Raw genomic sequence first — 21867 nt, forward strand, 5'->3', positions numbered from 1 at the left:
GAAAAGAATGGAGGACTTTTGCGATGGACAGAATAAAGGAACTGATTTCTGAAATGACGCTGGAAGAGAAGGCAAGTCTCTGTTCGGGCGCTGATAACTGGCATACGAAAGAAATCAAACGACTGAACATTCCGTCAGTTATGATGGTGGACGGTCCTCACGGACTGAGAAAGCAGGAAGGGGAAACGGATCATCTGGGATTGAATGAAAGTGTGAAGGCCGTTTGTTTCCCGGCAGCCTGTGCAACAGCCTCCAGCTTTGATGTTGACCTGATGGAACGGATGGGAGAGACGCTGGGAGCGGAGTGTCAGGCCGAGAATGTAAGCATACTGCTTGGCCCGGCGGTGAATATTAAAAGGAGCCCGTTATGCGGGCGGAACTTTGAGTATCTGTCGGAGGATCCATATCTGGCAGGTAGGATGGCATCGGCATATATCCGCGGAGTACAGAGTCAGGGTGTGGGGACAAGCATTAAGCACTTCGCACTGAATAACCAGGAAACACTCCGTATGACGATATCTTCCGAGGTGTCAGAACGTGCGCTCAGGGAAATCTACCTGCCTGCGTTTGAGGAAGCGGTGAAAGAATCAGCTCCAAGAACCGTCATGTGTAGCTACAACAAAATAAATGGAGAATATGCTTCAGAAAACAGATATCTTCTGACAGATATCCTGAGAAAAGAATGGGGATACAAAGGCTGCGTCGTTAGTGACTGGGGCGCTGTAAATAACCGTGTGAAAGGACTGCAGGCCGGACTGGATCTGGAGATGCCTTATTCCGGAGGATACAATGACAGACAGATTGTGCAAGCAGTACAGGAGGGAAGACTGGACGAAGCTGTGCTGGATGAAGCGGTGGAGCGGGTATTGAATGTTGTATTTGCCGGTGAAGAGCAGCATCGTCCGGAAGTTATATCTGATAAGGAAACAGATCATAAAAAAGCAGCTGATATTGAGACGGAATGTGCGGTCCTGCTGGAAAATAACGGTATACTTCCGCTGAATACAGACAGAAAGGTTGCCTATATAGGGGAATTTGCCGAAAAGCCGCGGTATCAGGGCGGCGGCTCCAGCCATATCAATCCGTTCAGGGTTGTTTCGGCATTGGATGCTGCCGGAGAAAAAGGGCGTAGCGTGACTTATGCAAAAGGATTTTCTATGGAAAATGACGCGATGACGGAACAAGAGCTGGAAAAAGCGCTTCGGACTGCTGCAGAAGCAGACGTCGCGGTAATCTTTGCCGGGCTGCCTGAGATATTTGAGTCGGAAGGGTATGACAGAACATCCATGAAGCTGCCCAAATGCCAGGACCGGCTGATCGAAGAAGTGTTGAAAGTACAGCCTAATGTTGTAGTAGTACTCCACAATGGAAGTCCGGTAGAACTGCCATGGGCAGACCGGGTAAGCGCGATCCTTGAAATGTATCTGGGCGGTCAGGGCGTTGGCGAAGCCTGCGACCAGCTGTTATTCGGGGAAGCGAATCCGTCCGGCAGGCTGGCGGAGACATTCCCGTACCGGCTGGAAGATAATCCGAGCTACCTTCATTTTCCGGGAAATGGAAAGCGGGTGTTATATGGTGAGGATATCTTTATCGGATACCGCTATTATGATACAAAGAAGGTTCCGGTACGGTATGCATTCGGCCATGGGCTGTCTTACACGGAATTTGCTTATGGGGATCTGACTTTGTCATCGGCTCAAATGACGGACGAGGATATCCTGACAGTCTCTCTCAAGGTGAAAAATACAGGACAGACAGAAGGAAAAGAAGTCGTACAGCTGTACGTAGCTGACCTGTGCGGCACACCGGAAAGACCGGCCAAGGAATTGAAAGGATTTGCCAAAGTTCATCTCCTGCCGGGAGAGGAGAAAACGGTATCGATGGAAATTTCGGCGAGGGATCTTTCCTATTATGAAGAATGTCTCGGGGACTGGTATGCGCCATCCGGAACATATCGGATCCTGATTGGCCATGCTTCTGATGACATCCGATTACATGCGGATATTGTGTTTAAAACAAAGAAAAAACTGCCTCTTCGCGTAGATTTCACAACAACGTTCGGAGAATTATTGGATCATACGAAAACCGCTCCCGTTATTACGGAACTGCTGGCGCCATTGGCAGCAGCGGCCGCATCAGCAGAAGGGATGAGTGACGAATACAAGAAGCTGGGAGAGCAAGTTATCCGCGAAATGCCGCTGAAATCCCTGCTGGGGCAGATGCCGGGAGAACAGGTGGAGCAGCTGATCGGTCAGTTGAATTGTTTACTTGCACAATAGGATAATTCACGAGATAATTGAGATGAAAAGGTGTTGTGCCAGAGAGCAGTGCCTTATGAGCTTTATAAGGGTTTGACATTTACCACAATCTGGCTAGAGGTTAATCCTCGAAAGAAAATGTTAGAAGGGCTCTGCTTATGCAGAGCCTTTCTTAATCTAAGGAGCAAGTGGTCGATATCTGTAGATGGTTACGAGAATAGTATCAAACAAAGGGCGTTCCTTTTTGTAAGGGAGCGTCTTATTTACGTTCTGTATTAAGTGCTTGCCTTTACCTCAGTAGTGATACCGAAAAATGAATGATTTTAAAAAAGTGGGAATAGAATAATGACAGAAGGAACAGAGTGTGGTAATATCAGCTTATAAAATATATTACCGAAAAATGAAAATAATTCAAAAAGTGGGAATAGGAGGTTTTGCCATGCAGATTATCGTAAGAAAAAAGTATTTAGAAGAACTGATTGAATTGTATGGAACACCGGATATAAAAGTAATTACGGGCATCAGACGAAGTGGTAAATCGGTATTGCTGCAAGAGTTTGTCTCTTACCTACAGTCATTAGAGGAACCGATAAATATTGTTATGATAAACCTTCAGGAGTTAGAGTTTGATCATTTGTTGGAATATCATGCGTTGCATAAGTATATATTGGATCAGTACAAAGAGGGAATGACGAATGTTTTACTAATTGATGAGGTACAGCTGTGCCCGCAGTTTGAGCTTGCAATTAACAGTATTTATACAAAAGGAATTTATGATATTTATATTACCGGTTCAAACGCATTTTTATTAAGTTCAGATTTGGCAACACTTTTTACCGGAAGAACGATGGAAATAGAAGTATATCCATTTTCTTTTGTGGAATATCTAACTTATTATGGAATTACAGATAGATATGATGAAGCTTTTGAACGGTATGTCCGAACTGGTGGTATGCCTGGATCTTATGTATATAGGACTGAGGACAGACAGTATGATTACGTTAAGGATGTGTATGCAACCATTCTTATCAGAGATTTGGTTGAAAAGTATAAGATAAGAAATAAATCAGAGTTCACCAACATATCTGAATTCATGATGGATAACATCGGTAATTTACTTTCGCCTAATAATATCAGCAAAACTTTAAAAAATGACCAGAGCGAGATAACCAGAAAGACGGTATCAAAATATATTGGTTATTTGGAAAATGCATTTCTGTTCTATGAGGCAAAACGATACGATTTAAAAGGGAAAAAATATCTGGCAAATAATAGTAAATATTATCTTTGTGATACATCATTTCGTTATGCAGTCAATGGTACACGAAACATGGACTTTGGAAGAGTTTACGAAAATATTGTTTATCTGGAGCTGCGTAGGAGAGGATATGAGGTATATGTGGGAAAACTTTATAAAAAGGAAGTGGATTTTGTAGCTAAGAAACGTGAGACTCAAATATATATTCAAGTAAGTGATAATATTTCAGAAGCAAATACATTTGAAAGAGAATATTCGCCTTTGCTTGCAATAAGAGATGCATATCCTAAGATGATAATTGCAAGAACACATCATGAAACATATGATTACAAAGGAGTGCAAGTGGTTGATATCTGTAGATGGTTACGAGAATAGTATTTTTTACGTTTTGTATTAAGCGCTTGCGCGACGGCAGACAGTGTTATGAAAAAACGTCATAAGATTCTGTGTCTCTTTCGAGAGACACGACGAATCTGATTCCAATCTTTTTTCATAACACTGTCTGCCGTCACGCAAGCGTTAAACATAAATGCAAATAAAAAGACGCCCCTACAAAAGGAGCGCCCCTGTGATGATTATTTTCCGTTGTATTTCTCTTCACAGTATTTGCAACGATATACTTCGTTTTCTTCGTCGGTCAGAATAAAGATCTGATCTAATTCCTGTTCGATCGAAGTAATGCATCTTGGGTTCTTGCAGGAGATCACGTTCTTGATCTGACGAGGAAGGGTCAGAACCTTTTTATCTACGATCTTATCGCCTTGAATGACATTGACCGTGATATTGTGATCGATATAACCAAGGATATCAAGATCTAAGGCATCGATCGGACATTCTACTTTGATGATGTCCTTTTTTCCCATTTTGTTGCTTTTGGCATTCATGATGATGGCAACGGTGCAATCAAATTGATCTAAGTGCAGATCATGATAGATCTTCATGCTCATGCCTGCCTGAATGTGATCGAGAACAAATCCCTCGTGAATTCCACTGATATTTAACATGATCCCACCTCCAATAATGTATAGATAAGTGCCATTCGGATATAGACGGCGAATTGTGCCTGCTTAAAGTAGGCTGCCCTTGGATCATCATCGACTTCCACAGAAATCTCATTGACTCGTGGCAGTGGGTGCAGGACGATCATATCCTCTTTGGCAAGAGCCATCTTATCGGCATTTAAGATATAGAAATCTTTCATGCGCAGATAGTCTTCCTCGTTGAAGAAACGTTCTCTCTGCACACGGGTCATATAGAGAATGTCGAGTTCCGGCATGGCATCTTCCAGTTTTTCAACCTCTACATATGGAATGTGTTTTTTGTCTAAGACATCTTCACGGATATAACTTGGAACACGCAGTTCCTCCGGTGAGATCAATACAAATTTAATATTGGGATAGCGTACCAGTGCATTGATCAGAGAGTGCACGGTTCGTCCAAATTTTAAGTCGCCACATAAGCCAATGGTCAGATTATCCAGTCTTCCATGTAAAGAACGAATGGTATATAAATCTGCTAATGTCTGTGTGGGATGTTGGTGACCACCATCACCGGCGTTGATAACGGGAATACTGGAATGAGAGGAAGCTACTAAAGGAGCACCTTCCTTGGGATGACGCATTGCACAAATATCTGCGTAACTAGAAATAACACGAATGGTATCGGAAACACTTTCGCCTTTAGAAGCGGAAGAAGAATCAGCACTGGCAAAACCAAGAGTGGAACCACCAAGGTTGAGCATGGCTGCTTCAAAACTTAAACGAGTACGAGTGCTTGGCTCGTAGAAACAAGTGGCCAGTTTTTTGCCATGACAGGAATCCGCATATTTGTCGGGATGCTGTCTCATGTCATCGGCCAGATCCATTAGTTGCTCGATTTCCTCTGTTGAAAAATCCAGAGGGTTCATAAGATGACGCATAACAAACCTCCGTTTTTGGTATTTTTTCTATCATATAATAGCGGACTGCAAAATTCAACTCATAAGTGATTTTCAGACTATTCAGACGATAAGAAGGGCTGGCGCAGAGGGCGCGTTGGACAGGGCATAGAGGGGGCGGTGGGGCGGCGCCTCTGAACATCTGTCAGGGACGGACACATCCTGACGGCAGTCGAAGCTGTGCAAGAGACAGATGGGCATCAAACAACTGCCTCTTTAAGAGACACGACGAATTTGCTCCTGATTTTTCACAGCCAGCCCCTGCATCGCCCCACCACTCCCTCTATGCCCTGTCCAACGCGCCCTCCGCGCCAGCCCTTCACACACCAAAGCCAAAGGGACACTCCCCGTGGCAAAAGAAACGTCCCTCTAGCACATTTGGTCTGAATTTGCTATACTAAAGGTTATGAAAAAATCAGTGGAAAGCGGAAAGGAAATAGATATGAAGTGTGTTAGAAATTTACTGGAAAAACTGGATTATAAACTGCTACAGGGAAATCTGGATCAGGAGATTTCAAGCCTTGTTTATGATTCCAGAAAAGTAGAAAAGGATGCCATGTTTGTCTGCGTAAAAGGAGCCGCAGTGGATGGGCATGCGTTTGCGAAAGAAGTGGTGGAAAAAGGAGCCAGTGTCCTTGTGGTCTCAGAAGATGTAGAGGTCGGAGCGGACGTGACGGTCATCAAAGTGGCAGATACCAGAGAGGCACTTGCTTATCTGGCAGCAGCATATTTTGACCACCCGGCAGACACCTTAAAGGTCATCGGTATCACAGGAACCAAGGGAAAGACGACGACCACCTACATGGTCAAGTCCATCATGGAAAATGCAGGTTTTAAAGTTGGTCTGATCGGTACCATCGAAGCCATCATCGGGGATGAAAAGATCCCTGCCAATAATACGACACCGGAATCCTATGTGGTGCAGGAGTATTTCCGCAAGATGCTGGATGCCGGCTGTGATTATGCGGTCATGGAAGTATCTTCCCAGGGACTTATGATGCATCGCGTGGATGGCTTTACCTTTGATGTCGGCATCTTTACCAATATCGAACCGGATCATATCGGACCAAATGAGCATGCATCTTTTGAGGAATATCTGCAGTGCAAGTCCCTGCTTTTCCAGAAGTGCCGTTTGGGTATTGTCAATGCGGATGATGCCCATGTGGAGGCTATTTTAAAGAACCACACCTGTCAGGTGCAGACCTACGGATTTTCAGAAAATGCAGACATTCGTGCAACCGATATGAAATTGGTGCGAAAGGGCGGTCACCTAGGCGTTGCTTATCATGTGAGCGGTCTTTTGGAGGGGGATATCGAGACCAGTGTACCGGGACGCTTTAGTGTTTATAACTCTCTGACGGCAGTGGCTATCTGCAATCATTACGGGGTGGATATGGAAGTCATGAAAAAGGCACTTTTGAATGCTTCTGTCAAAGGACGTATCGAACTGGTGCATGTATCCGATGACTTTACGCTGATGATCGACTACGCCCACAATGCCATGAGTCTGGAAAGCCTGCTTACGACCTTAAAAGAATACGAACCGGGCAGACTGGTATGTCTCTTTGGCTGCGGCGGCAACCGTTCCAAATTGCGTCGGTACGAGATGGGCGAGGTGTCCGGCAAGTTGGCAGATCTTACGATCATCACATCCGATAATCCGCGTTTTGAAGAACCGCAGGCAATCATCGATGACATTAAGACCGGTATCGGCAAAACCGATGGCAAGTATATCGAGATCATTGACCGGAAAGAAGCCATCCGCTATGCGATCTCACACGGACAGCCGGGGGATATCATTGTCTTAGCTGGCAAGGGACACGAAGATTATCAGGAGATCAAGGGCAAAAAGTACCCGATGGATGAACGTGTTCTGATCGCGGAAGTATTGGAAGAGTTAGGCTGGACAAAATAATTTTTACAGAAGGAAAGACAGATGTTGTATGGTGACGTGATAATCGACATATCACTGGAAAAACTGGATAAGACCTTTCAATATGAGATTCCGGAACATTTGCGGGAAACCGTACAGATTGGAAGTCGTGTCGTGATCCCCTTTGGCAATGGCAAAAGGCGCATTACGGGATATGTGGTCGATATGTCCACGGAGCCAAAGATTGATGCCGGGCGGATCAAACCCATCCTTGGTGTGTCAAAGGACAGCATTGCCGTGGAATCGCAGTTGATTGCGCTGGCTGCTTGGATCCGCCGCAATTATGGATGCACCATGAACCAGGCATTAAAGACGGTCATCCCCATCAAGAAAAAAGAGGCAGGCAAGGAAAAAAAGACAGTCACCTTTCTTCTGACGCAGGAGCAGGCGCGGGACGAACTCTCTACCTTGCTTGCCAGAAAAAGGCATAGTCAGGCAAAGGAGAAACTTTTGCGGACTTTGATGGAAAGGTCTACCCTGCCATGGGAGGACATCACAGGCAAAATGCAGATCCCGGCGACCGTCATCCGTGATTTTGAAAAAAATGGCTGGGTGCGGATCGACGCCGAGCGTGCCTATCGCAATCCTGTGCCCATGACTTTGGAAAAGGAAAGACCGATCGTCCTCAGTCCGGCGCAAAGTGAAGCTGTTTCGCGTATCACGCAGGATATGGAAGCAGGCAGGCTGGGAACCTATCTTTTGTATGGGGTAACCGGCAGCGGAAAAACGCAGGTCTATATGGAACTCATTGCAAAGACTCTGGCGGACGGAAAAAGTGCCATTGTCCTGATCCCGGAGATTGCACTGACCTATCAGACCCTGATGCGTTTTTATCAGCGCTTTGGCAAGCAGGTGTCGATCATGAATTCCCGCATGTCGCCGGGAGAGCGTTTTGACCAGTACGAGCGGGCAAAAAAAGGAGATATCCGCATTATGATAGGCCCGCGGAGTGCTTTGTTCACACCTTTTTCCGATTTAGGGATTATCATTATAGATGAGGAACACGAACCTTCCTATAAGAGTGAGACCGTTCCAAGGTATCATGCAAGGGAGACGGCGATCGCCAGGGCAAAGATGCAGGGGGCGAGCGTGGTCTTGGGATCCGCGACACCATCGGTGGAGTCTTTCGCCAAGGCAAAAAGTGGGGAATATACCCTTTTGACCTTGCCGGATCGTATATCGGGACGGACGCTGCCGACTTGTGAGATCGTTGACCTGCGTGCGGAACTGCGGCAGGGCAACCGTTCGATCCTATCGCGCAGATTACAGGAACTGATGGCAGACCGTCTGCAGAAAAAAGAGCAGATCATGCTTTTTGTCAACAGGAGAGGGCTGGCAGGCTTCGTTTCTTGCAGAGCCTGTGGGCATGTGATAAAATGTCCCCATTGTGACGTTTCACTGAGTCTGCACCGCGGGGATGTCCTGCGCTGTCACTATTGTGGCTATGAGACGAGAAAACCGGTGGTCTGTCCGTCCTGTGGCTCCAAATATATCGGCGGCTTTAAGGCGGGCACGCAAAAGTTTGAGGAGGTCGTCAGACAGACCTTTCCGATGGCGCGCGTTCTGCGTATGGATACGGATACGACACGCGGAAAGAACGGACATCAGGAGATCCTGGATGCCTTTCGCAGAGGGCAGGCGGATATTTTGATCGGGACGCAGATGATCGTCAAGGGACATGATTTTCCAAACGTGACCCTGGTCGGTGTGCTGGCAGCAGACCTATCGCTCAATTCCAGCGATTTTCACAGTGGAGAGCGTACCTTTCAACTTTTGACACAGGCAGCAGGCAGAGCGGGCAGGGGCGACATTCCGGGCAATGTCGTGATGCAGACCTACCAGCCGACCCATTACAGCATCCTTGCTGCAAAAGATCAGGATTACGAGGCATTTTATGAGGAGGAGATCGCCTACCGCGAGTTGATGGACTATCCACCGGCGGCGCATATGCTTTTGATCCTCATCACTTCCGAAAAGGAAGAAGAGGCTGACCGATGTGCCAAGGCACTGGCAGACCTGATCGAAGAAAAGGCACCGCAGATCCGGTGCTTGGGTCCATCCGATGCCGTCGTGGCAAAGGTCAGGGATATATACAAAAAAGTGATCTACTGCAAGCACAAGGACTATGAGCAGTTGATCGAGATAAAAGATCGCGTTGCGCAGACCATACAGGCGGATGCGGGATTTGCAAAAGTAATGGTCTGGTTCGATTTTGATCCAATGAATCAGGCGTAATTTTATAGAAAGAGGGATAATTTTATGGCAATCAGACAGATTAGAGTACAGGGAGACGACGTTTTGACAAAGGTATGCCGTCCGGTAAAGGAGATCACACCAAGGATCGCGACCTTGATCGAGGATATGATCGATACCATGTATGAATACGATGGTGTAGGTCTTGCAGCACCGCAGGTGGGCGTTCTGCGCAGGATCGCAGTGATCGATGTAGGGGACGGTCCGATCGTTTTAGTCAACCCGGAAGTGCTTGAGACATCCGGTTCGCAGACAGGAGAGGAAGGCTGTTTATCCCTTCCGGGCAAATCCGGTCAGGTTACCCGTCCGAATTATGCCAAGGTGCATGCTTTCAATGAAAATATGGAAGAATATGAGGTGGAGGGCGAAGAACTTTTAGCCAGAGCCCTTTTACATGAGATCGACCATCTGGACGGACATATGTATACCGAAAAGGTAGAAGGCAATCTGCATGATGTAAATTATGAAGAAGAGGAAGCATAGAGGAGAAGGGGAATGAAAGTTGTTTTTATGGGAACACCGGATTTCGCGGTAGCAACGGTGGATGCCATTGCAAAGGCAGGACACGAGATCGTCATGGTGGTGACGCAGCCGGATAAGCCAAAGGGCAGAGGCAAGGAGATGCAGTTTCCGGCAGTCAAGACCTGGGCAGTGGAACATGATATTCCGGTCTACCAGCCAAAGCGCATCCGCGAGCCGGAGGCAGTGGAAGTCCTGAAAAAACAGGATGCGGATATTTTTATCGTAGCAGCCTTTGGGCAGATCCTTCCAAAGGAAGTCCTGGAGATCCCCCCACTTGGCTGTGTCAACGTGCATGCTTCGCTTTTACCAAAATATCGTGGCGCAGCCCCGATCCAATGGGCGGTCATGAATGGCGATGAAGTCAGCGGTGTGACGACCATGCAGATGGGGGTCGGCTTGGATGATGGCGACATGCTTTTAAAAGAGGAAGTCAGACTTGCAGCCGATGAGACTGGTGGAAGCCTCTTTGATAAATTGGCGATCGTCGGTGGAGAACTTTGTGTTAAGACCATGGAAGGGCTTGCAGCAGGCACGATCACACCGGTTTCGCAGGAGGAAGCGGAAGCGACTCATGTCGGCATGATCAAAAAGAGCATGGGAAATCTTGATTTTACAAGAAGTGCTGTCGAACTGGAGCGCCTGGTCAGAGGCCTGAACCCTTGGCCGAGCGCTTATACCCATCTGGGAAATAAGACACTGAAGATCTGGAAGGCACGCGTGGAGAAAAATATCGTCCCGGATGCCGTGCCGGGACAGGTGGTAGCGGCAGATGCTGATGGCATCGCGGTAGTCACCGGGGACGGACTCTTAGTGATGGAAGAGATCCAGTTGGAGGGCAAAAAACGTATGCCTGTCGCAGATTTCCTGCGAGGCCGCGATATTCCGGCGGGCACGATTCTAGGGGAGCAGGAAAGTATGACGCAGGCATAATTGCTGATACACAATATATTTATTTAAGGAGCAAAATTATGTACGGATATTATGGATTTTACTGGGACCCGACCTATTACCTGGTCGTCATCGGCGCCATCATCTGCCTGATCGCATCAGCGCGGGTCAAAGGAACCTTCAACAGATACAACCGCGTGCGCAGTGCCTCCGGTATGACGGGCGCACAGGCGGCAGAGCACATGCTTCGCAGATCCGGTATTTATGATGTGACGGTGCAGCATGTATCCGGCAATCTGACGGATCATTACGATCCGCGCAACAAGACCTTGAACTTATCCGATCCGGTCTATAATTCTACCAGTGTGGCAGCCATCGGCGTGGCGGCGCATGAGTGCGGGCATGCCATCCAGCACCAGCGCAACTACTTTCCATTGACTTTGCGCAGTGCCATTGTCCCGGTAGCAAATTTAGGATCCACCCTGTCCTGGCCACTTATCATCATTGGACTGCTCTTTAACAGCCGTATGGGGCAGACCCTGATCATGGCAGGCGTAATCGCATTTTCTCTGGCAGTTTTGTTCCAGTTGGTGACACTTCCGGTCGAATTTAATGCGTCTGCGAGAGCACTTCGCTTTTTAAATGATACAGGCATGTTATCCCATGAGGAACTCAAAGGAACGAAAAAGGTCTTAAAAGCAGCAGCACTGACCTACGTTGCAAGTGCAGCAGCAGCAATCCTGCAACTCTTACGGCTCTTGCTCCTGTTTGGAGGAAATAGACGCGATGACTGATCCAAATCAAAGAGAAATCATTGTCGCCATCTTAGAAGAAGTACTGGAAGAAGGAAAATATTCCCATCTGGTACTGGGGGCGACCTTGGAAAAATATCAATATCTGTCTAAACAGCAGCGTGCTTTTATCACGCGTGTGACGCAGGGGACCATTGAGCGGCTTTTACAGATCGATGCCATTCTAGGACAGTTTGTAAAAAAGCCTAAAGTGCCAAAGATGAAACCGCTCATCCGGACAGTCCTTCGCAGCAGTGTCTACCAGATCGTTTTTATGGATGGTGTGCCGGATGCAGCGGTCTGCAACGAAGCCGTCCGTATCGTGAAAAATCATGGACTGGGCGGACTTTCCGGTTTTGTCAATGGTGTGTTGCGCAATATTTCAAGAAACAAGGATAGCATCACTTACAAGGGCCTTTCAGAAGCCTATTCCATGCCACAATGGATCATTGATGCGTGGGAAGAACAGTTTGGCGGGGAGACCACAAAGCAGATCCTAGGGGAATTGTTAGAGGAAAAGAAAACCTGTATCCGTGTCAATACCGGCAATATTTCTGTGGAAGAGTTGACAAAAAATCTGCGGGAGCAGGGGATCACGGTAGAGCCTTGCGAGGAGATCCCATATGCCCTTTATATCAGTGGCTATGACTATCTGCGCGGTATCCCGGAATTTCTTGCCGGAGATTTTTATATCCAGGATTTTTCCTCTATGATGGTGGCACACAGTGCCGGTATTCAGCAAGGGGATCATGTGATCGATGTCTGTGCGGCACCCGGTGGTAAGAGTCTGCATGCGGCAGAACTTTTGGCGGGCACGGGACTTGTGGAAGCAAGGGATCTTTCGGATCACAAGGTTTCCCTTTTGGAAGAAAATATCAGGCGTATGGGGCTTGCCAATATTCGGGCAGAAAAATGGGATGCGACCATCTTAAACGAAGAATCCGTCGGGCAGGCGGATGTCGTGATCTGCGATGCGCCTTGCTCCGGGCTTGGTGTTGTGGCAAAAAAGCCGGACATCAAGTACCACATGACAAAAGAGACCCAGAAGGAACTGGCGATATTGCAGCGTCAGATCCTGGATGTGGTCTGCGCTTATGTCAAGGCAGGCGGGACGCTTATGTATTCGACCTGTACGATCTCGTCTCAGGAAAACGAGGATAATGTGACATGGTTTTTAGAGAAGCACCCGGACTTTTCTTTGGAAACAGAAAAGCAGTTTTTGCCAAAAGCAGGTAAGCAGGACGGTTTCTTTTTGGCAAAGATGAAAAAGAGATAGGAAGAAAGATGGAAGAAAAAAGAGATATCAAGTCTTTATCATATGAGGAAGTCTTGACCTTTGCAGAAGAACTGGGAGAAAAGAAATTCCGCGGCAAACAGTTGTATGAATGGATGCATATACATAATGTGGCATCTTATGATGAGATGACAAATCTGCCAAAGAAATTCCGGGAAGTTTTAAAAGAGCAGACGACCTATACGGCATTGGAACAGATCGATTGTCAGATTTCAAGGGAAGACGGTACGCGCAAGTATCTCTTTGCTCTAGCGGACGGCAATATGGTAGAAAGCGTTCTGATGCGCTATCACCATGGAAATTCGGTCTGTGTTTCCTCACAGGTGGGCTGTCGCATGGGCTGTCGCTTTTGTGCATCGACTCTGGATGGGCTGGTCAGAAACCTGACACCATCGGAGATACTAGATCAGATCTATGCCATTGAGCGGGATACAGGGGAAAAGGTTTCTAATATCGTTGTGATGGGGACCGGAGAACCTATGGATAATTACGACAATCTCATACGTTTTATCCATCTGCTGACCGATAAACATGGTAAAAATCTGAGTCAGCGCAATATCACGGTCTCTACCTGTGGCATCGTGCCAAATATGCGCCGTCTGGCGGAGGAAGGTCTGCAGATCACACTGGCTTTATCTCTGCATGCACCAAACCAGAAAAAGCGTCTGGAACTCATGCCGGTTGCCAATAAATACGATATCCATGAGGCGGTGGATGCCTGCCGCTACTATTTTGAAAAGACCGGGCGACGCGTGACCTTTGAGTACAGCCTGGTGGGCGGTGTCAATGACAGCGAGGAAGATGCTGCGGAGTTGTGTGCGCTGACAGAGGGGATCAACTGCCATATCAATCTGATCCCGGTCAACCCGATCAAGGAGCGGGACTATGTGCAGTCGGGCAAGCGGGCGATCGAGACCTTTAAAAACAAACTTGAAATATACGGGAAAAATGTTACTATTAGAAGGGAAATGGGCAGAGATATTGATGGAGCCTGTGGACAATTAAGACATAGACATATTTCCGAGACATAAGAAAGGTAAAATACATGAACTATTCTGTTTTGACGGATATTGGACGTATGCGTTCGCAAAATCAGGATGCAGTGTTTGCCACGGAAGAGACCATTGGCTCTTTACCGAATCTCTTTGTGGTCGCCGATGGAATGGGCGGCCACAAGGCAGGAGAATACGCATCCAGCCAGGCAATCGCACTGGCAAAACGTGAGATCGCGTCCGATACGGGATCTGAACCGGTTCAGATTATCAATCAGGGAATTACAGCAGCAAACAAGAGCATATACGAGGAAGCGACACAGGATGAGGACAAATATGGCATGGGTACGACCATGGTTGTAGCAACGCTTTTGGAAGATCATCTTTGTGTGGCAAATGTTGGTGACAGCAGGCTTTATGTATATAGGGACGGACAGTTGAGCCAGATCACGCAGGATCATTCCGTGGTCGGAGAGATGGTGCGCAAGGGCGAGATGCCAAAGGAAGAAGCCAGAAGCCATCCAAAGCGCAATCTGATCACAAGAGCAGTTGGCGCGGAGGCAGAGGTCCGTGTTGATTTCTTTGATGAGACCCTGCAGGCTGGAGATCTGGTACTTATGTGTACGGATGGACTGACATCTATGGTCGAGGAGAGCGAGATCGAAGAGGTCTTGGCGGGATCCGGTCAGGTGGCAGATAAAGTAGCAAAATTGGTCGATCTGGCGAACGATCATGGTGGTAAAGATAACATTACGGTAATAGTAATAGAACCATTTTCTGATGAGGTGTAAAAATGTTGACAAAAGGAAATTATATAGCAGATCGTTATGAGATCTTAGATAAAATCGGTACCGGCGGCATGTCCGATGTCTATAAGGCAAAGGATCATATCTTAGGTAGAGAAGTAGCAGTAAAAGTACTCAAACAGGAGTTCGCAGAGGATGTTACCTTTGTGACAAAGTTCCGCTCAGAAGCACAGTCAGCGGCAGGATTGGAACATGCCAATATTGTCAACATTTATGATGTCGGCAGTGAAAATGGCATGTACTATATCGTTATGGAATATGTCGAGGGTATCACCCTAAAGACCTATATCGAGAAAAAGGGACAACTCAATTTTAAAGAGGCGATCAGCATCGCCATTCAGGTAGGCCGCGGTATTGAGGCAGCCCACAATAAGGGCATTATCCATAGGGATATCAAGCCACAGAATATCATTATCTCCACGGAAGGTAAGGTCAAGGTTACTGATTTTGGTATCGCGAGGGCCACCACTTCCAACACCATTCATGCGGATGTGATGGGATCTGTGCATTATGCATCACCGGAGCAGGCGAGAAATGGTTATGTGGACGGCAAGAGCGACATCTATTCTCTGGGTATCGTTATGTATGAAATGGTGACCGGACGTGTACCGTTTGACGGAGATACCACCGTTGCCGTAGCCTTGCAGCATTTACAGGAAGAAATGGTCGCACCGAGTGCATATGCACCGGAACTGCCGATCAGTTTAGAAAAGATCATTTTAAAATGTACCATGAAGAGCCCGGATCGCAGATACGCTACGATCGAGGATCTCCTTTTGGATCTGAAAAAAGCACTTGTCAGCCCGAATGAGGATTTTGTGACGATTGGTTCCGCAGATGATGTGGAAAAGACCCGCGTGATCTCACCGGAGGAGCAGGAGCAGATCCGGGAAGGACTTGCCGAGGGCGAGGAAGCCGATGAGGACGAACTTTTAGAGGATGAGGAAGACGAGGAAGAAGATGGTCCGGTCAATCCAAAACTCGATAAGGCGATCACCATTATGGGAATTGCGGCAGCCGTTATCATCATTGCCATTGTGATCTATATTGTGGGCAGTTTCTTTGGACTTTTCCATTTTGGAACCAAGAAGAGCGACAGCGATAAGGACAGCAAGACACAGGCAGAGCAGGTAGAAATGATCCATGTTGTGGGCATGACCGAGGATGAGGCAGTCGCAGCCTTAAAGAAGGCAGGCATTTCTTACGAGATCGTTTATGAGTCTTCCGACGATGCAGAGGAAGGCGAAGTCATCAAGCAGAGTGCTGATGAGGGCGACAAGGTCTCTACTACAGAAAAGGTCAAGATCACCGTTTGCAAAGAGGGAGATCTTGAAATACCAAGCGTGGTAGGCATGAACGGCGATGCAGCCATTCAGACCTTAAAAGATAAAGGATTTAAGGCAAACCGTACCTTTGAATACAGTTCTGATGTAGCAGAGGGGCAGGTTATCAGCCAGACACCGACCGGTGTTGGTAAAAAGGGTGATACTGTGACGATCGTTGTCAGTGCAGGCATCCAGTCCGTACAGGTACCGTCCCTGACCAATAAGACACAGCAGGAAGCAGCCAATGAACTTGCAAGTGTCGGCTTACAGGTTGGAAATGTGACAACCGAATACAGTGATAATTATGCGGCAGGCAGAGTTATCCGTCAGGGTATTACACAGGGCAAGACGGTAGATGCCGGAACCTCAGTTGATCTGGTTATCAGTGACGGCAAAAAACCGGAGTATTACAGTTATTCCGGCAGCGTCAGCAATACACATGAAGTACCGGTATCCGTTGTCTTAAAGGATGCGGAAGGCGTTGCCATTGCGTCATGGGATCTGCAGGCAAAACAGTCATTCAATATTAGTGCTAAGGATATCGCGACTTCTTCCGGTACGATCGAGATTACCGGAGACGGTGTGAGCGAGACCAAGACAGTCACATTTACAAAGCAGTAAGGAAAGTATGACAGGCAGGATAGTAAAAGGAATTTCCGGATTCTACTACGTTTTCGTAGCAGGATCCGGAATTTATGAATGTAAGGCAAAAGGTGCCTTCCGAAAACAAGGGTTAAAGCCTCTGGTTGGCGATCAGGTAGAAATCGATGTGCTGGATGAGGCAGAACATCTGGGAAATGTAGTCAGGATCTTACCGCGCAAAAATGCCCTGATCCGTCCGGCAGTTGCCAATGTCGATCAGGCACTTGTTATTTTTGCGACCGATTCTCCAAAACCCAATCTCAACCTTTTGGACCGCTTTTTGGTCATGATGGCTTATCAGGATGTGCCGGTGCAGATCTGCTTTAACAAAGAAGATCTGGGAAGCCGGGCGGACAAGCAGGTCTTAAAGGAGACCTATGAACTGGCAGGCTATCCGGTACATTTTACCCAGGCGATCACCGGGGAGGGCAGAGAGGAGATCAGGACACTCTTGCAGGGCAAGACGACTACGGTGGCAGGACCGTCCGGTGTTGGCAAGTCGTCGCTGATCAATGGATTGCAGGATCATACCCTGATGGAGACCGGTGCCATCAGCCAGAAGATCGGGCGTGGAAAACACACGACCAGACACAGTGAACTGATCCCCATTGGCGGGGATTCCTTTATCATGGATACACCGGGCTTTAGTTCCATGTATGTACCGGAGATCGAGGCAGGGGGGCTATGGGAATGTTTCCCCGAATTTGTGCCACATGAACCGGAATGTCGTTTTCAGGGCTGCGCCCATATAGGAGAGCCGGATTGCGGGATCAAAGAGGCGGTAGCACGCAGGCAGATCGCGCAGAGCCGCTATGACAATTACAAGTTATTGTATGAAGAACTCGTTCAGGCAAGAAAATATTAGTGCCTGGCGGAAACAGAGTAAACAGGAGAGAATCATGAATTGTTTGTCACCTTCGATTTTATCTGCAGATTATGGTAAATTGGCAGAGGAGATAGAGAGAATTGATGAGGCGGGAGCACAGTATATCCACATTGATGTCATGGATGGTATGTTTGTGCCAAACATCACACTTGGCGCACCGGTGGTCAAGTCTTTGCGTAAATACACAGACCGCATTTTAGATGTGCACCTGATGATCGAAGAACCGGATCGCTATGTGGAGGATTTTGCCAAGGCAGGAGCCGATATCATTACGGTGCATGCGGAGGCCTGCCGCCATTTGGATCGTACGGTAGCGCATATCAAGGAACTGGGGACCATGGCAGGCGTTGCGATCAATCCGGCAACACCGATCGAGGTTTTGCGCCATGTCATAGATCAGGTAGATATGGTTCTGATCATGACGGTAAATCCGGGCTATGGCGGACAGAAACTGATCCCATATACCCTGGAGAAGGTGACAGAACTGCGTCGCATCTTAGGAGAGCGTGGCATCAAACTTGACATTGAGGTGGATGGTGGCATTACCTTGGATAATGTCGATCAGGCACTTATTGCCGGTGCCAACATCATTGTGGCTGGCAGTGCCGTATTTTCCGGGGATGCAGCAGCCAATGTAGAAGCATTTTTGACGCATATGTAGACCACAGGGACGTTCCTTTTGGCTTATGGAGTGTCCCGAATGGCTTGGTAGTATAGAGGTTACAGCATGAAAAACGAAGAAGTAACACTGATTTTGGCAGGGGGTAATTTATCCCTGCCTTTTTTGGAAAATGTCATAAAAGAACATGCGGGGGCTACGATCATCGCTGCGGACAGAGGTCTGGAAGCCTGCATGAAATTGCAGATTGAGCCGGACTATGTCATAGGAGATTTTGATTCACTGGATGAGCAGGTCAAGGATGCCTTTCTGGCAGACCGTCGCAATGTAACAAAACTCAATCCCATAAAGGATGATACAGATTCGGAAGCAGCGCTGCATCTGGCGTTTGAAAAGACAAAGGGTGATATCTTTCTTTTGGGAGGAACCGGAACCAGACTGGATCATGTGCTTGGCAATATTGCCATTTTAGGACAGGGCTTTGTACAGGATCGCCATATTTTTCTTTTGGATGAACATAATCGGATCCGTCTGATCCAGAAGGAGTGCCGGATCAAAAAGGAAGAACAGTATGGAAAATATGTATCCGTGGTTTCTTTTTGCGGCGTTGCAAGAGGTGTAAGCGAGAGCGGCGTATTCTATCCGCTGGATCATGTAGATCTGCAGCCGTTTACATCCTTAGGCATCAGTAATGAGATCGTGGACGAGGAAGCCGTGATCACGGTGGAGGATGGAACGCTGATTGTGATTGAGTCCAAGGATTGAGCACGGAGACAGGCACAGATAAGGACAAACGGGTAGGTGCCTGCCCATTTGTCCTTATCTGCGCCTGTCTCAGAAAGCCAAAAGGGACGCTCCTTATGGCAAAAGGAACGTCCCTGACGTCAGCCGAGTGTGACCTCGACCTGATATTCTTTTTTTTCTCTTACATAAGGAATGACATTGCCTGCAATTTCCTGTCCATCGACACGCAGACTGACCACACCTTTTTCTACCTGTTTCGGATTTCTCACCTGAATATGGTAGATTCCTTCACGGAACTTTCTCGTTAGTTCAAAATCCCCAAAATCATGCGGAATACACGGATTTACCGATAAGCCCTCATGGGTTGGCAGAAGCCCTAAGATATGTTGGGATATGTTTACAAAAGTCCAGGCAGCCGTTCCGGTCAGCCAACTGTTCTTTGCTTCTCCAAAGAAGACGGCATCGCGTCCGGCGATCATCTGTGAGTAAACATAAGGTTCTGTCCGGTGTATCTCACTGAATTCCTCCACATAGGCAGGGCAGGTCTTTTGGTAGATCTCAAAAGCACGGTCGCCCCTGCCGATCACGGTCTCGGAAATGGAAACCCATGGGTTGTTATGACAGAAAATACCCGCATTTTCCTTATATCCCGGTGGATAAGAAGTGATCTCGCCCAGTTCCAGATGATATCTGGTGTAGGCAGGCTGGAGCAGGACGATACCGTATTTGGTGTCCAGTCGTTCCTTGACAGAATCCAGCGCTTCTTTGGCAAGACCTTCCTTGACGCCGACACCGGCGAGAGGGCAGAAGCCCTGTGTCTCGATATAGATCTGTCCTTCCTCACATTCATGGGAGCCGACCTTCTGCCCGTGGGCATCATAGGCACGCAGGAACCATTTGCCATCCCAGCCATCCTTTAAGATGGCATCATAGATCTTGTCAACTTCTTTCTCTGCCCGCGTGGCCTCGGACGTATTCCCGGTCAGCCGGCATAACTTGGCATAGGCATTTCCGTATTTGACAAACATGGCTGCAATAAAGACAGATTCCGCTATCGGTCCCTCACTTGGACCAAAGGTCTGGAAGGATTCACCCGGATGTGCGGAAAAGCAGTTTAAATTCAGGCAATCGTTCCAGTCGGCACGCCCGATCAGAGGCAGTCCGTGAGGACCCTTATGGTTTACGATATAGTCAAAAGACCGGTGCAGATGTTCCATGAGTGGCGCGGCAAGACTGACATCATTATCAAATGGCACGGCTTCGTCTAAGATGGAAAAATCGCCTGTCTCGCGGATATAGGCATCTGTTCCAGCGATCAGCCAGAGGGGATCATCATTAAAACCACTGCCAATATCAGAATTTCCTTTTTTGGTCAGCGGCTGATACTGGTGGTAGGCACTGCCGTCGATAAATTGTGTTGCGGCAATGTCTAAGATACGCTCTCTGGCACGCTCCGGTATGAGATGGACAAAACCAAGCAGATCCTGACAGGAATCGCGGAAGCCCATACCGCGTCCGATACCGGATTCGTAGTAGGAGGCAGAGCGTGACATATTAAAGGTCACCATACACTGATACTGGTTCCAGATATTGACCATGCGATCGACTTTTTCATTGGAAGATGTGACATGATATTTGGATAGCAGGTCTTCCCAATAGGCAGCCAGGGCGGATAGAGCCTGCTCCACCTGTGCATCGGTCTGGTATTTGGCAAGGATCTCTTTCGCCGGTTTCTTATTGATGATGCCGGGCGCAGACCATTTCTCCGCAAGGGGATTTTCGGCATAGCCCAGAACAAAGATCAGCGATTTTTCCTGACCTGGAGCAAGGGTCAGATCGATCTGGTGGCAGGCAATCGGAGACCAGCCGCTTGCTACGGAATTGGAGCAGGCGCCTTTTTCTACAACTTGTGGATGGTCATTGCCCCGGTAAGCACCAAGAAAGGCATCCCGGCTGGTATCAAATCCGTCGATCGGTGCATTGACCCCATAAAAAGCAAAGTGATCGCGGCGCTCGCGGTACTCGGTCTTATGGTAGATGACCGAATCTTCAATCTCGACTTCGCCGATACTCAAATTTCTCTGGAAGTTCTTCATATCGTCATCCGCATTCCAAAGACACCATTCCACATAAGAAAAGAGGGAAAAAGTCTTAGGCGCATCGCCATCATTTTTTAAATGCAGCCACTGGAGCTCACAGTTATCTTCCAAAGGAACAAAGAAGAGAACCGATGCCTGCAGGTTCTTCTTTTTCCCGGTAAAACGGCTATAGCCCAGGCCGTGGCAACATTCGTAAAAATCTAGGTCCGTCTTGGTCGGCTGCCAGCCTGGATTCCAGATGCAGTCCCCATCTTTGATATAAAAGTATTTGCCGTTGGTATCGCAAGGTACGTCGTTATAGCGGTAGCGAGTCAGGCGCAGGAGTCTGGCATCCCGATAAAAGGTATAGCCGCCGCAGGTATTGGATATGAGGGAGAAAAATTCCCGGTTTCCCAGATAATTGATCCAGGGAAGTGGTGTTTTCGGTGTAGTGATCACATATTCCTTATGTTGATCATCAAAGTAACCAAATTTCATAATAACCTCCGATTTTTAACTATAAAATTGAATGAAGGTGGTGCAAAGAATTTAAGAAATACCTGGTAAGCGCTGCACCATAGTGAAAACGATTAAGAGACTGAAAATAATGGAATATTTATTCTTGAGTCAGATTATAATGTA

Annotated in this window: 17 protein-coding genes; 14 read left to right on the forward strand and 3 right to left on the reverse strand. The window is 47.6% G+C overall.

Annotated features, from left to right (window positions below):
* Positions 1 to 23: 23 nt before the first annotated feature.
* Positions 24 to 2279 carry a beta-glucosidase gene (locus tag DW183_RS09870; protein WP_118281820.1) on the forward strand — a complete coding sequence of 752 codons (2256 nt, stop codon included), beginning with the start codon at positions 24 to 26 and terminating at the stop codon, positions 2277 to 2279.
* Positions 2280 to 2697: 418 nt separating this feature from the next.
* The gene (locus tag DW183_RS09875) at positions 2698 to 3891 is read left to right on the forward strand and encodes an ATP-binding protein (RefSeq protein ID WP_118281821.1); all 1194 of its coding nucleotides are present in this window, start codon (positions 2698 to 2700) and stop codon (positions 3889 to 3891) included.
* A gap of 200 nt (positions 3892 to 4091) precedes the next feature.
* Here DW183_RS09875 and DW183_RS09880 read toward each other — a convergent pair whose 3' ends face one another.
* Together DW183_RS09880 and pyrB are read right to left on the reverse strand one after the other, a co-directional pair.
* Positions 4092 to 4520 (reverse strand): aspartate carbamoyltransferase regulatory subunit, encoded by a 429-nt coding sequence (locus DW183_RS09880; RefSeq protein WP_118281822.1) that lies wholly within the window; start codon positions 4518 to 4520, stop codon positions 4092 to 4094.
* Positions 4514 to 5434, reverse strand: coding sequence for an aspartate carbamoyltransferase (gene pyrB, locus DW183_RS09885; RefSeq protein ID WP_118281823.1), 921 nt, complete (start codon positions 5432 to 5434; stop codon positions 4514 to 4516). Before pyrB ends, DW183_RS09880 begins: the two co-directional genes overlap by 7 nt.
* Positions 5435 to 5894: 460 nt before the next feature.
* On the opposite strand from pyrB, the gene DW183_RS09890 reads away from it, so the two are divergent.
* From DW183_RS09890 to DW183_RS09945, 12 genes are all read left to right on the forward strand, one after another.
* Positions 5895 to 7367 carry a UDP-N-acetylmuramoyl-L-alanyl-D-glutamate--2,6-diaminopimelate ligase gene (locus DW183_RS09890; RefSeq protein WP_118281824.1) on the forward strand — a complete coding sequence of 491 codons (1473 nt, stop codon included), beginning with the start codon at positions 5895 to 5897 and terminating at the stop codon, positions 7365 to 7367.
* A gap of 24 nt (positions 7368 to 7391) precedes the next feature.
* The gene (gene priA / locus DW183_RS09895; protein WP_118281892.1) at positions 7392 to 9620 is read left to right on the forward strand and encodes a replication restart helicase PriA; all 2229 of its coding nucleotides are present in this window, start codon (positions 7392 to 7394) and stop codon (positions 9618 to 9620) included.
* 24 nt (positions 9621 to 9644) lie between these two features.
* A complete protein-coding gene (def, locus tag DW183_RS09900; RefSeq protein ID WP_118281825.1) occupies positions 9645 to 10121 on the forward strand; it encodes a peptide deformylase in 477 nt (158 codons plus the stop codon).
* A 12-nt stretch (positions 10122 to 10133) separates the two neighbouring features.
* Positions 10134 to 11090 carry a methionyl-tRNA formyltransferase gene (gene fmt / locus DW183_RS09905; protein WP_118281826.1) on the forward strand — a complete coding sequence of 319 codons (957 nt, stop codon included), beginning with the start codon at positions 10134 to 10136 and terminating at the stop codon, positions 11088 to 11090.
* A gap of 38 nt (positions 11091 to 11128) precedes the next feature.
* Entirely contained in the window at positions 11129 to 11842 is a 714-nt protein-coding gene (locus tag DW183_RS09910) for a zinc metallopeptidase (protein ID WP_178010095.1), read from the forward strand.
* Positions 11835 to 13115, forward strand: coding sequence for a 16S rRNA (cytosine(967)-C(5))-methyltransferase RsmB (gene rsmB, locus DW183_RS09915; protein ID WP_118281828.1), 1281 nt, complete (start codon positions 11835 to 11837; stop codon positions 13113 to 13115). The genes DW183_RS09910 and rsmB overlap by 8 nt, the downstream gene beginning before the upstream one ends.
* Before the next feature lie 8 nt (positions 13116 to 13123).
* Positions 13124 to 14164, forward strand: coding sequence for a 23S rRNA (adenine(2503)-C(2))-methyltransferase RlmN (gene rlmN, locus DW183_RS09920; RefSeq protein WP_118281829.1), 1041 nt, complete (start codon positions 13124 to 13126; stop codon positions 14162 to 14164).
* Positions 14165 to 14178: 14 nt separating this feature from the next.
* A complete protein-coding gene (locus DW183_RS09925; protein ID WP_118281830.1) occupies positions 14179 to 14916 on the forward strand; it encodes a Stp1/IreP family PP2C-type Ser/Thr phosphatase in 738 nt (245 codons plus the stop codon).
* A gap of 2 nt (positions 14917 to 14918) precedes the next feature.
* Complete coding sequence (pknB, locus tag DW183_RS09930; protein WP_118281831.1) at positions 14919 to 16877, forward strand: Stk1 family PASTA domain-containing Ser/Thr kinase; 1959 nt, start codon at positions 14919 to 14921, stop codon at positions 16875 to 16877.
* Between the two features lie 7 nt (positions 16878 to 16884).
* A complete protein-coding gene (gene rsgA / locus DW183_RS09935; protein ID WP_118281832.1) occupies positions 16885 to 17763 on the forward strand; it encodes a ribosome small subunit-dependent GTPase A in 879 nt (292 codons plus the stop codon).
* Positions 17764 to 17797: 34 nt separating this feature from the next.
* The gene (rpe, locus tag DW183_RS09940; protein WP_118281833.1) at positions 17798 to 18445 is read left to right on the forward strand and encodes a ribulose-phosphate 3-epimerase; all 648 of its coding nucleotides are present in this window, start codon (positions 17798 to 17800) and stop codon (positions 18443 to 18445) included.
* Positions 18446 to 18511: 66 nt separating this feature from the next.
* Positions 18512 to 19168, forward strand: a complete 657-nt coding sequence (locus tag DW183_RS09945) for a thiamine diphosphokinase (RefSeq protein WP_118281834.1) — start codon at positions 18512 to 18514, stop codon at positions 19166 to 19168.
* 119 nt (positions 19169 to 19287) lie between these two features.
* Here the strand turns inward: DW183_RS09945 and DW183_RS09950 are convergent, their stop codons facing one another.
* On the reverse strand, positions 19288 to 21723 hold the full coding sequence (locus tag DW183_RS09950) for a GH36-type glycosyl hydrolase domain-containing protein (protein ID WP_118281835.1): 2436 nt from the start codon (positions 21721 to 21723) through the stop codon (positions 19288 to 19290).
* Positions 21724 to 21867 lie beyond the last annotated feature (144 nt).

It is taken from the genome of Roseburia sp. AM16-25, assembly GCF_003473825.1.
GTDB lineage: Bacteria > Bacillota > Clostridia > Lachnospirales > Lachnospiraceae > Pararoseburia > Pararoseburia lenta.

Excerpts from the sequence above, each read along its gene's own strand:
- def (WP_118281825.1), top strand. The coding sequence starts at position 9,645 with ATGGCAATCAGACAGATTAGAGTACAGGGAGACGACGTTTTGACAAAG.
- rsgA (WP_118281832.1), top strand. The coding sequence starts at position 16,885 with ATGACAGGCAGGATAGTAAAAGGAATTTCCGGATTCTACTACGTTTTC.
- DW183_RS09875 (WP_118281821.1), top strand. The coding sequence starts at position 2,698 with ATGCAGATTATCGTAAGAAAAAAGTATTTAGAAGAACTGATTGAATTG.
- pyrB (WP_118281823.1), bottom strand. The coding sequence starts at position 5,434 with ATGCGTCATCTTATGAACCCTCTGGATTTTTCAACAGAGGAAATCGAG.
- DW183_RS09945 (WP_118281834.1), top strand. The coding sequence starts at position 18,512 with ATGAAAAACGAAGAAGTAACACTGATTTTGGCAGGGGGTAATTTATCC.
- DW183_RS09910 (WP_178010095.1), top strand. The coding sequence starts at position 11,129 with ATGTACGGATATTATGGATTTTACTGGGACCCGACCTATTACCTGGTC.
- DW183_RS09870 (WP_118281820.1), top strand. The coding sequence starts at position 24 with ATGGACAGAATAAAGGAACTGATTTCTGAAATGACGCTGGAAGAGAAG.
- fmt (WP_118281826.1), top strand. The coding sequence starts at position 10,134 with ATGAAAGTTGTTTTTATGGGAACACCGGATTTCGCGGTAGCAACGGTG.
- DW183_RS09925 (WP_118281830.1), top strand. The coding sequence starts at position 14,179 with ATGAACTATTCTGTTTTGACGGATATTGGACGTATGCGTTCGCAAAAT.
- DW183_RS09890 (WP_118281824.1), top strand. The coding sequence starts at position 5,895 with ATGAAGTGTGTTAGAAATTTACTGGAAAAACTGGATTATAAACTGCTA.
- DW183_RS09880 (WP_118281822.1), bottom strand. The coding sequence starts at position 4,520 with ATGTTAAATATCAGTGGAATTCACGAGGGATTTGTTCTCGATCACATT.
- rpe (WP_118281833.1), top strand. The coding sequence starts at position 17,798 with ATGAATTGTTTGTCACCTTCGATTTTATCTGCAGATTATGGTAAATTG.
- DW183_RS09950 (WP_118281835.1), bottom strand. The coding sequence starts at position 21,723 with ATGAAATTTGGTTACTTTGATGATCAACATAAGGAATATGTGATCACT.
- rlmN (WP_118281829.1), top strand. The coding sequence starts at position 13,124 with ATGGAAGAAAAAAGAGATATCAAGTCTTTATCATATGAGGAAGTCTTG.
- pknB (WP_118281831.1), top strand. The coding sequence starts at position 14,919 with ATGTTGACAAAAGGAAATTATATAGCAGATCGTTATGAGATCTTAGAT.
- rsmB (WP_118281828.1), top strand. The coding sequence starts at position 11,835 with ATGACTGATCCAAATCAAAGAGAAATCATTGTCGCCATCTTAGAAGAA.